At 59.9% G+C, this 9,670-nt stretch carries 9 protein-coding genes; 4 read left to right on the forward strand and 5 right to left on the reverse strand.

Annotation, left to right across the window (positions count from 1 at the left end):
* Window positions 1–141: 141 nt before the first annotated feature.
* On the reverse strand, window positions 142–3,996 hold the full coding sequence (locus BGE01nite_RS28115) for a PVC-type heme-binding CxxCH protein (RefSeq protein ID WP_146856166.1): 3,855 nt from the start codon (window positions 3,994–3,996) through the stop codon (window positions 142–144).
* 319 nt (window positions 3,997–4,315) lie between these two features.
* On the opposite strand from BGE01nite_RS28115, the gene BGE01nite_RS28120 reads away from it, so the two are divergent.
* From BGE01nite_RS28120 to BGE01nite_RS28135, 3 genes are all read left to right on the forward strand, one after another.
* The gene (locus tag BGE01nite_RS28120) at window positions 4,316–5,011 is read left to right on the forward strand and encodes an SIMPL domain-containing protein (protein ID WP_146856168.1); all 696 of its coding nucleotides are present in this window, start codon (window positions 4,316–4,318) and stop codon (window positions 5,009–5,011) included.
* 47 nt (window positions 5,012–5,058) lie between these two features.
* The gene (locus BGE01nite_RS28125; RefSeq protein WP_146856169.1) at window positions 5,059–5,436 is read left to right on the forward strand and encodes a nucleoside triphosphate pyrophosphohydrolase family protein; all 378 of its coding nucleotides are present in this window, start codon (window positions 5,059–5,061) and stop codon (window positions 5,434–5,436) included.
* Window positions 5,437–5,513: 77 nt separating this feature from the next.
* Window positions 5,514–5,825: a hypothetical protein gene (locus BGE01nite_RS28135; protein ID WP_146856171.1), complete on the forward strand. Its 312-nt coding sequence runs from the start codon at window positions 5,514–5,516 to the stop codon at window positions 5,823–5,825.
* 76 nt (window positions 5,826–5,901) lie between these two features.
* Here the strand turns inward: BGE01nite_RS28135 and BGE01nite_RS28140 are convergent, their stop codons facing one another.
* The 4 genes from BGE01nite_RS28140 to thiD all read right to left on the reverse strand — a co-directional run bounded on the left by BGE01nite_RS28140 (window position 5,902) and on the right by thiD (window position 8,815).
* Window positions 5,902–6,576, reverse strand: coding sequence for a sigma-70 family RNA polymerase sigma factor (locus BGE01nite_RS28140; RefSeq protein ID WP_146856172.1), 675 nt, complete (start codon window positions 6,574–6,576; stop codon window positions 5,902–5,904).
* Between the two features lie 71 nt (window positions 6,577–6,647).
* Entirely contained in the window at window positions 6,648–6,872 is a 225-nt protein-coding gene (locus BGE01nite_RS28145; RefSeq protein ID WP_146856174.1) for a hypothetical protein, read from the reverse strand.
* A 21-nt stretch (window positions 6,873–6,893) separates the two neighbouring features.
* A complete protein-coding gene (locus BGE01nite_RS28150; RefSeq protein ID WP_146856176.1) occupies window positions 6,894–8,012 on the reverse strand; it encodes a S41 family peptidase in 1,119 nt (372 codons plus the stop codon).
* Window positions 8,009–8,815: a bifunctional hydroxymethylpyrimidine kinase/phosphomethylpyrimidine kinase gene (gene thiD / locus BGE01nite_RS28155; protein WP_146856178.1), complete on the reverse strand. Its 807-nt coding sequence runs from the start codon at window positions 8,813–8,815 to the stop codon at window positions 8,009–8,011. The genes BGE01nite_RS28150 and thiD overlap by 4 nt, the downstream gene beginning before the upstream one ends.
* Window positions 8,816–9,040: 225 nt before the next feature.
* Here thiD and BGE01nite_RS28160 point away from each other — a divergent pair, with 225 nt between their 5' ends.
* A complete protein-coding gene (locus BGE01nite_RS28160; RefSeq protein ID WP_146856179.1) occupies window positions 9,041–9,583 on the forward strand; it encodes a hypothetical protein in 543 nt (180 codons plus the stop codon).
* Window positions 9,584–9,670 lie beyond the last annotated feature (87 nt).

The following is a 9,670-nucleotide window of genomic DNA, read 5'->3' on the forward strand; positions in this document are numbered from 1 at the left end:
CGGTATCCTGGGCTTGACGCGCGATCGGGGAGAACGAACTGGAAAGTTCGTTTTACAGCTGTCCCCCGTGCACTCTGAGGTCTACGGCATCCTGGGCTTGGCGCGCGATCGGGGAGAACGAACTGGAAAGTTCGTTTTACGTCACTTGCCGCTGAGGAAGGCGAGGAGGTCTGCCATCTGCTCCTTGGTGATGGCGGCTTCGAGGCCGTCGGGCATGAGGGTGCGGTCGAGGCTCTTCATTTCCTGGATGGCATCGCGCTGGAGGGTTTCCTTCATGCCGCCCATCATGGCGAGCACGACGGCATCGCCGGTTTCGCTTTGAATGAGGCCGCTGAGGATACGGCCGTCCTTCATCGTGATCTGGTAGGAGCTCCAGCGGGCCTCGAACATGCGGTTCGGATCCAGGATGTCCGCAAGCAGGGCTTCCGGTGGCTTGGCCTTCACATCGGAAAGGGGCGGGCCGACATCGACGCCGAGGGTGCCGTGCTTATGACAGGTGATGCAGATGGTGGCGAAGACCGCCTGGCCTTTCTTGGCATCGCCCGCATGCTTGGTGGCTTCCATGTAACTGCTGACGACGGCGGCGCGATTGCTGTTCGCTTCACCGAACAGCTTCTTCGCGAGGTCGGCCATCTCGCCGGTGCCGCGCTGGTAGCGCCAGCGGGTTTCCACATCCACCCAGGCTTTGGGGAACTCGCCCTTGTCCATGCGCTTGAAGAGATCGAGCGCTGTGCCTGCATTGCCGGTGAGCATGGGCACAAGGTCGCGCTTCAGCGCAGGGCCGGCCTTGGGAAGCAGTTCATAGATGAGCGGCGCGGTGCTGGTGATGGCGAACTTCTTCATCAGGGCCAGCGTGGCGGTCACAAGTTCCGCAGGCTGGTTGGTGGTTAACAAACTTTGCACCGTGGGTTTCACCGCGTCCCATTTGCGTGAGGCGAGCAGTGGCAGCACGGCGAGACGTTGCTCGAGGGGTGACTTGGGATTGGCGATGACTTCGTCGATCTTGGATTGAAGCGCGGCGATTTCTTTGGCGGCTGCTTCAAAGCCCTTGGGTGGCTTGGCGATGAACTCGGCCAGGGTTTTCACGCCGAGTTTGCCGCCGGATCTTGGAAGACCTTCGGCGATTCCACGCAACAATGCTGATTTCCACCAATCGAGTTTTCCGGGTTCGATCTCAAATGATTGGAACAGATGATGAATGTCCTCAGAATCGGCAGCGGCCGAGGATTGTCTGGCCGCAGCCAAGATAAACTCACTTCTTGCTGCGAAGGCAGCAGCGGGTTGAGCATCAGATGCCCCTGTGGCAGCTTGGAAATCGGTGAGGGTGGTTAGATACTGATGTATGAGCTGTCCCGAGGAGGAGGGGCTTTGAATGAGAATGGCTTTATACAGCCAACCATCGCCCGCCATCGTCATGGCGGCGGCGCGGGCCATGAAATCAGTGACGCCAGGAGTCTTGGTATCGGCATACAAAGCTGCCATCAACGCAGATCTGTTGGGCGCAGATAGCAGAATCAAGGCTGCTTTCTTTAGTTCACTCGGAAGATCGCTTCTGACTGAAATGCATTGGAGGGCGTTCTCGATGTAGTGATCCTCCCCTTCATCAAGCAGAAGCATTCCAATGCCTGTTTTCGCTGGGTTACGCTTATCCAAAAAAGTTAGCAAAGGCACCACGACTGAATCCATGAACTGCTGATTGGTTCCTTTGGCGTTGAGCAACCAAGTTAGATGCACAGCTTCGATCTTGGTGAAGTCCAGTCCCTTGAGTTTCGCTGCCATTGGTTCTGCGTCCACCTCCGGCTTTTCCATGATGAGCCTCTGCGCTGTCTCCCTCTGCCAGGCGTTTTCGTTTCCGAGCCAGGCGACGAGGTCTTCGAGTTTTTCGGGGGCTTTCACGGGCTGAAGCCCATGAGTACTTTGCTTCGTGCCTTTCGGCACGATCTTCCAGATGCGGCCTTCGTTTTCGCCTTGGCGCATGTCGTGGGCTTTGACGAACTCCTCGGGGAAGAAGCGGGCGTGGTCGATCCAGCGGCGGTAGATGTCACAGACGTAGATGGCGCCATCGGGGCCGGTGGTGAAGTTCACGGGGCGGCTCCATTCATCGCTACTGCGGAAGAACTCGGTGCGGTCACCGACGCGGGTGGCTTTGAGGCTCGCGCCATTCGGCTCGACCTTGTAGCGGGTGATGAGCTGGCCGGTGGGATCGGGCACGAAGACGTTGTTTTTCAGCTCAGGCATGACATCGCCACGGTAGACACCCAGGCCGGAACAAGCGGTGTTTGTGCCGGCGTGGGCGTCTGCGGTGGTGTGGGTGATTTTCAGCGGGAACACGCGGGTCTCGGCACCGGCGGGAGCGATGTCCTCAAAGTTCTGAGTGATGCCTGCATGGGGATTCCGTGACATGGCCTCATACGGCATGACGGTGAACATGAGCGGGTTGCGGTTCGAGCAGTAGAAGTGATGGCCGAAGTCATCAAAGGCGCCGCCATACTGGCCTTTGCCACCGGTGGGGGTGATCTCGCCGGTCTTGGGGTTCCATTTGAAGTTGGAGCTGGAGACGTTGGTGGGTGGTAGATCGACTTTTCCGGCTTGCTTGGGCTCGCCGGGAACGAGTTGGAAAACTCGTTCTACGGGATAGATCTCCTTGGCATCGAGGCCGTTGTTGAAGTGCACGCAGCCATCGAGACCCCAGCGCGGGGCGCTGACCTGGAGCTGACTGTGGCGTGGGTTGAAGCCTTTGATCAGCGGCTTGATCTCGTCGGCCTTGCCATCGCCATTCGTGTCTTTGAGGAAGAGAATCTGGCTGCGGGTGGTGGCGATGAGGCCGCCATTGTAAGGCAGGAGGCCCTGCACGTTGTCCATGTGATCGGCAAAGGTCACGGCCTTGTCCATGCGGCCATCACCATCTTCATCCGTGAGGAGCTGGATGCGGGAGAGCCAGGGATCTCCGGCATTCGGCGGGCCTAACGGATAGTCACGCATGTCCGCGACGAACATGCGGCCTTTTTCATCCCAGGTGACTTCCACGGGATCGAGCACGAGAGGCTCGGCAGCGACCAGCCGGGCCTCATAGGGACCATCGAGCTGGATCTGCTTCAGGGACTCTTCGGGAGAAAGGGCTTTCTCCTGGCCATCACGCACGCTGACATCACTGCCGCCGCTGGCTTGAATGGCGCTCCACTTCTCTTTGAACTCGCCCAAGGGATAAAGCTCGTAACGACGCACGATCATCTCGGCACCTTCGGTCTGGAGGAGGATCTTGCCTTCAGCAGGCTTGCAATCAAAGGCCTCGTTCACGAGGGCTCCATTGACGAAGTATTGAAGGGTATCGCCCTTGGCGATGACCTCGAGGCGGTTCCATTCGCCGGGAGGGGACTCGACGTCGTTCTTGCCACGGAAGCCGACTTTATCCGCCCAGTCTTCATCGCGGCCTTTCCAGTTGATGCGGCCTTTGGTGACGGTCTGGCGGGGCTCGCCTTTCTTCCAGATTTTTTCTTTGTCGCGGTCGAGCGCATACTCGGAGCTGAGGCTGGTGGTGAGTTCGGTGCCGTCTGCGAGCTTGGGCGAAAGCACGAGGATGTCCCCTACCCCGCCCTCGATGATCTGGGCTTCGATGCTGGCCATCCAGGTATCCCCATACGCGCCATGCGGGCCGTAGCCGTGGAGGAGGATGCCGTTGTCCTTCGCGGCTTTCTCGCGCTTGCCCCAGGTCTTGGTGCCCCATTTGAATTCGAGCACGAGGTGATAGTCCTTGTAGATGTCCTTGGTGGACACATAGCCGTAACCACGGCCGCTGATGTTGAAGGTGCCGTCCTTGGCGAAGGTCCAGATGTCTTTGGGATCATCATGAAAATCCGCCTTTGGATTCACGTGGTGATCCACGTTGCCAGATTTGATGACCTCCAGGAGGTCGACTTTCTTCGTGACGGGTTCCACGGCGAAGAGGGCCGAGGAACACGCGGAAAGCACAGCGAGGGTGGTGAGCAGCGGGCGCATGATTTGAGAATACGAAACGATGGAAGAAACCATTACGGCGCATGGGGGATGCCACCTCATGCCCACGCGGCGTGTTTCGGTGCTTTGGTGATGCGGAGAGGGGTGGGCATTTATGCTTTACGATTTTTGATTGATGAGTCGGGTTGGAGAGAGGGGTGGTGAGTTGGCGATGAGGAGGACGGAAGGGGTTTATCGTGGATGGGGGCGGAAAGTTTACCGTCGCGGGGTTTGGGTTTGAGTTGCCCAAGTCACCGCACTTTGTGGATAATGACGCTGGTCATCAGGCCCTTGGTCGAATCAGCAAACCTTCCAGATCATCATGAGACTTCTTTTTCTCACTCTCGCCTCCCTAGCACTCTTGGGTTCCACTGCCGGAGCGCAGCAGATCGATATCCGGCGACACATTGAGGTGGATGCGACGTCTCAAATTTCCGCGGATGTGGATCGAGCCTCATGGCAGATCAAGATTCGTGGTGAGGCAGCCTCCCTGGCGGATGCCTCCAAGGCCCTGGATGCCGCCACGGCATCCCTCCGGGATCGGCTGAAGCAAGGAGGTCTGGATGCGGAGGCTTTGCGACTCAGCGGCATTGCCTCCGGCAAGCACTACGAGAACGCGCGCGAGACCCGTGTCTTCAAGGGCTTCTACGCTGAACGAGCTGCTGTGGTGGAGATCTCCGACCTTTCCAAACGCCAGGCGTTGGAGACGGTCTTGCTGGCTGATGACCAGATTGAGACGGTGAAGGTGGATCTGCGTTCCTCCAAGCATGCGGAACTCCGAAAACAAGCGCTGCTGGCGGCCATGGCCGCGGCCAGGGAGAAGGCTACCTTCCTGGCGAAAGAGGCGGGGGCGGATCTCGGCCCGCTGCTGGCCATTCGGGAAGGTGCGTCCCAAAATGGCTGGGGCACGCTGATCTCCAACAGCATCTCCCAGCCCCTCTTTGCCCAGGACCAGGGAGCGGAGTTTGAGAAGCTGGAGTATACAGCGACGGTCACGGTGAAGTTTGAACTCCGGTGATCCGCGAGGCATTTTTTGTTAGGCTGACATTGTAGAAATTCATCGTTATGAAGAAACTTACCTTGAGCCAGGCCGTGGCGAGATCACGCAAGATCCGGGAGGCTTATCATCAACTGGAGCTAAAGCACCATGGCCGTGAATGGACGGTGGAGGAGGATGCGCTGGCCTTTCTGACGGACGCGGGGCTGGTCGGCCGGCTGACGATGGCGCAGCAGGGTCGCTGGCCGGTGGAGAAAGGCGCGGCTGATGGGCTGGAGCACAAGATTGGCGAGTGCCTCTGGTGGCTGATGGAACTCGCCAGACGGATGGAGATCGATGCTGAGAGTGCGCTGGAGACGTTTCTGACCACGACGGAGCAGCAGTTGGAGGGATCAATGAAGGTGGCTCCGAAGCGGAAGGTGAAGAAGAAACATACTAAGTTATGAGTCGACGGCCATTTCTGGTCGGTGCGCTTGTTGCCATCGTCTCCTATCTTTATTGCACGTGGTTTTCATCGCCCGCCATGACCACGTATCTGGTCTCGCCTGAAACCAAGCTATGGGACCGCCTTGAGCCAGTGCGGCTGGGTTTGTTCTTCCTTGCCGTGGTTGGGTTTGTTGCCGTGTTGGCCCTTTGTGGTAAGTGGCGCAGGGTAGCTGCTTACATTTGGGCGCTGGTTATCATCATGGTCATCATTCGTCGCCAAATTCCTGGATATCCGCCTCCAAGCGGGCTGCCGTATGCGGTTGCATTCTGGTTGAGCCTCCTGGCGGAGTTGTATCTGTGCCGAAGGGCCCTGATGAACGTGCCAGTTATCCGACACGCTTCCCCATGAAATTCATGAGCCGATTACCTGACCATAGGTCTCCAGAGACGGCAGGCTCACGCCAGCCGCTAAGCTACGAGGGACCTCACTGATCCTCGCTCGAAAGCCTCGCAGCCTCACGCTTGAGGATGCGGCCGACGCGGTGCTTGGCGAGGTAGACCTGGGCGGCGTTGACCCCCAGTTCCTTTTTCACACGTTCGGGGCTCCAGCCTTTGAGGACGTAGCAGGAGAAGATCTGGAACTGGCGGGGGGAGACGAGGGCGCGGACGCGGCGCAGGGCGATGTCCATGACCTGGTCCTGCCACTCTTTGTCCCAGAGCTTCTCCAGGGCCATGCCGTTCGGATCCGCGCAGCGCTCGATGGGAGCGGTGCGGCGCTCTTCAGTCTCGTCAAAGTGCAGGTTGGCTTCGCGGCTCTGCTGCTTTTTGCGGCGGCGGAACTGGTCGAGGATGCGCCAACGGGCTTGATTGAGGAGGAAGGATTTGAAGGAGCCGAGGCTGGTATCAAACTTCTTCTTCTGAAGGTTCTTGGCCACGCCGATGAAGGTCTCCTGCACGACATCACTGGATTCGTCATCGCTGAGGCCGGACTTGCGGGCGACGTGGAAGACGAAGCCGGAGTAGGTGCGGTAGAACTCGTCCCAGCTGGACCAGTCAGACCAGTTGTCCAAGCGCTCGATCAAGGTCTTGCGCGTGGGGATGCCTCCGGAGGCTTCCTTCACAATGTCTTCGGGGATGTCTTTGGGCGTGTCGTCCTCCATGGGCGCGGGTGGGGCAATCAGTCTAAGATACGGCTTCGAGGTGGCAAGGGCGGATACGAATGCCGGATTTCTCAAACAAACTGGCCTTCGGAGGGGCTGAGTAACACGTGAGCCTGGGAAAAGTCGCCAACATTCAGTTCGACGTGGGCGAGGTCGCCAATGGCGAGGGGCAGGGTGTCCTCATCCAGAGTGCGGAAGGCGATGACCTTTTTGCCATTGGGCAGGGAGGCGTGCCAGGTGCGGTCGCTATGCTGGCCGAGGATGGTAACGATGGAAGGAACGGTGACGGGGATCATATCAGATCAAGCGAGGCTAAATCAAGGGGCGCGGGTGGCCTTGCGGACGGTGGGGGGAGCCTCTCCGGGCCGGGCATCCCAGTGGAGGTCGACTGCATCCAGATGGGCGCGGGTAACGAGGATGTCCACGGCGCGCTGGAGGACGGCATCGTGGGCCTGGGTGTTGGAGTCGGCCATGTTGGCGGGGCCGCCGGTGCTGCGGCGGATGTATTCCTCCAGCTCAGGGTTCTTCCGGGCGACCAGGGCGGCCTCGTTGTAGCGGGGGCGGGACTGGTCAAAGATGGTCTGCTTGAGCTGGGGGCGCTTGTCCTGGGAAAAGAGCGCCAGCTTGGCCCCGGCGGGGAGGTCGATGGAGAAGTCAGGGCGGATGCCTTTTTCAAACAGGGAGGTATCGTCCGGGAGCAGCATCTCAGCCCGGGCGTAGCGCATGAGCCAGACATCATCCAGCGGGCGGGTTTCGTAGCGGACGGTGGCGCCGCGGGTGCGGCTGCCGAGGACGATGGCCTGCTTCCGCTGCTGGAGCACGGCGGCGAGCGCCTCGCCCAGGTTGCTGGTGTCCTCATCCACCAGGACGAGCAGCGGGGAGGTCCAGAGAGGTTTGGCGTGGCTGATGAAGAGCTGAGCGCTTTCGCGGCCGACCTGCTTCAGCTTGAACATGACCTCTCCCTCCGGCAGGAACCCTTCCAGCATGGAGGCGGCGATCTCAAAATCACCGGGGGCAGCGCCACTGCGGAGATCCAGGATGAGGTTTGGCACCTTGGCCTCAGCGAACTCGCGTAGCTTCGTAAGGAGCTGGGTGGCCTCCTCCGGGGCAAAGGACTGCGGGCGCAGGAAGGCGATCTCCGGGGTCAGCTTTTCCGCGATGACGCCGGTGGGGATGTCTGGGCGCTGGGCCTCGATCTTGCGGACCAGCCCGGCACCGAGGTCGAGACGCTCCAGCAAACCCTGGAGGGCGGCGCGGTTCAGCTCGTCAAAGTTCAGGTCGCCGGAGCGGATGTATTCGCTGCGGAGGATCTGGAAGGCATTCTGAACGGCGGCCTGGGAGATGCCCTCGATCTTCACGGGAGCGGCGGTGTCTGCCTCGGCCTGGAGCAGGGCGGGGAGAGCAGCAGCCAGGGCGATCCAGGGGCAGAGGTTCATTCGTAATCGGAGTCGTTTTCGCTATCGTGATCCTGATGCAGGTGGTTTAGAGCATGAACGGTGCCCGCATGATGCGCCCAGGCGAAGTGTCCGGCAATGGCGCGACTGACAAAATCTTTGGCTTCTTCGACTGCGGCCTCCAGCGGAAAGCCCTGCCCCAGGGCGGCAGCGATGGCGGCGGAGTAGGTGCAGCCGGTGCCGTGAGTCTGCACGCCGTGGGTGCGCTGGGCCTCCAGCCAGATGATGGCATCTGCCGTGCAGAGCACATCGTCCGCGCTGTCATCCTGCAGGTGGCCGCCCTTTACCAGCACGCTGGTCTGGAAGGTTTGCGAAAGGTCATTGGCACAACGTTCCATCTCCTTTCGCGTGGTCACGGGCCTGCCCCAGAGCACCTCGGCCTCGTCCATGTTCGGGGTGATGAGGGTGGCCAGAGGCAGGAGCTGGGATTTCACGGCCTGGACGGCTTCGTCTTCCAGCAGCTTCCCGCCGCTGGTGGCCACCATGACGGGGTCTACCACCAGGGGCACTTCGCCCGCGAATTGCTTCCAGGTGCGCACCACCGCCTCTACCTGCGCCACACCGCCGAGCATGCCGGTCTTGGCCGCCTGGATGGGGAAGGCCTCAAACAGCAGCCGGATCTGATCCGCGATGAACTCCGGATCCAGCAACCGGACGATGGACACCTTCCCTGGAGTCTCCGAAACCACGCTGGTGAGAGCCGTGAGCGCATAACAGCCCAGGGCTGAGATGGCCTTCAGGTCCGCCTGGATGCCCGCGCCTGCGGAGCAGTCCGAGCCAGCCATGGTAAGAATAGGAGGAAGCGAATCAGCCACGCGCTATTGATGCACGCCGGTCTGCCTGAGGCAACGGCTGAAACTGTGGGAGGGAGGTTTTGGGCAGGCTTGAATACATTTTTGAAAAACTTCAAAAACCTGTCCTCGCGCCGGAGGGCTGTTCGTCGTCACCATGAACCTGCTGCTATTGGAGCTGTGGGGCTTTTCAAAACCATCAACTCAACGTCTACGACTATGAAACACATTCTCCTCCTCTCTCTCATCGCCCTTGGCTCGCTGAGCTCCTGTCAGTCTGGGCAGACCAAGGCGGCTGACGCCGCTGCCAACCCCCACCCCGAGATGCCGCCTTACAAGGGGTCGGCGGCTTTTGAGCGCATGAAGTCCCTGGTGGGCAAGTGGTCGGCTGAATCCCCTCAGATGGGCAAGATGAACACGGAGTTTCGGCTCATCGCGGGAGGTTCGGTGGTGGAGGAGCGGTTCGCTGGCGGCACGCCGATGGAGATGCTGAGCACCTATCACGATGTGAACGGCAAGCTCACGATGACGCACTACTGCATGCTGCGGAACCAGCCGAGAATGCACCTAACGAAGAGCACGGCGAACTCGCTGACCTTTGACCTGGCACCCACACCCGGCCTGAATGCGAAGAAGGACAAGCACATGCACGGCGCCACCTACACCTTCATCGATGCGAATCACTTCAAGCTCGAAGGCGTGGCCTGGGACAATGGCAAGGCCTGTGAATGCGGTCCTCCGGTGATCTTCACACGGAAGTGAGCAAAGAGCTTGGGAATGAAAAACCACGCCCCGCTTGATCACGGGGCGTGGTTTTAAGTTGATTATTTTGCCGCACTTTTAGAGCAT

This window comes from Prosthecobacter gellanilyticus, assembly GCF_007992435.1.
In the GTDB taxonomy this organism is placed as follows: Bacteria; Verrucomicrobiota; Verrucomicrobiia; order Verrucomicrobiales; family Verrucomicrobiaceae; genus Prosthecobacter; species Prosthecobacter gellanilyticus.

Coding starts and splice junctions, on each gene's coding strand:
- thiD (WP_146856178.1), bottom strand. CDS start 8,815: ATGGCTGGCTCGGACTGCTCCGCAGGCGCGGGCATCCAGGCGGACCTG.
- BGE01nite_RS28140 (WP_146856172.1), bottom strand. CDS start 6,576: ATGGAGGACGACACGCCCAAAGACATCCCCGAAGACATTGTGAAGGAA.
- BGE01nite_RS28135 (WP_146856171.1), top strand. CDS start 5,514: ATGACCACGTATCTGGTCTCGCCTGAAACCAAGCTATGGGACCGCCTT.
- BGE01nite_RS28145 (WP_146856174.1), bottom strand. CDS start 6,872: ATGATCCCCGTCACCGTTCCTTCCATCGTTACCATCCTCGGCCAGCAT.
- BGE01nite_RS28115 (WP_146856166.1), bottom strand. CDS start 3,996: ATGCGCCCGCTGCTCACCACCCTCGCTGTGCTTTCCGCGTGTTCCTCG.
- BGE01nite_RS28120 (WP_146856168.1), top strand. CDS start 4,316: ATGAGACTTCTTTTTCTCACTCTCGCCTCCCTAGCACTCTTGGGTTCC.
- BGE01nite_RS28125 (WP_146856169.1), top strand. CDS start 5,059: ATGAAGAAACTTACCTTGAGCCAGGCCGTGGCGAGATCACGCAAGATC.
- BGE01nite_RS28150 (WP_146856176.1), bottom strand. CDS start 8,012: ATGAACCTCTGCCCCTGGATCGCCCTGGCTGCTGCTCTCCCCGCCCTG.
- BGE01nite_RS28160 (WP_146856179.1), top strand. CDS start 9,041: ATGAAACACATTCTCCTCCTCTCTCTCATCGCCCTTGGCTCGCTGAGC.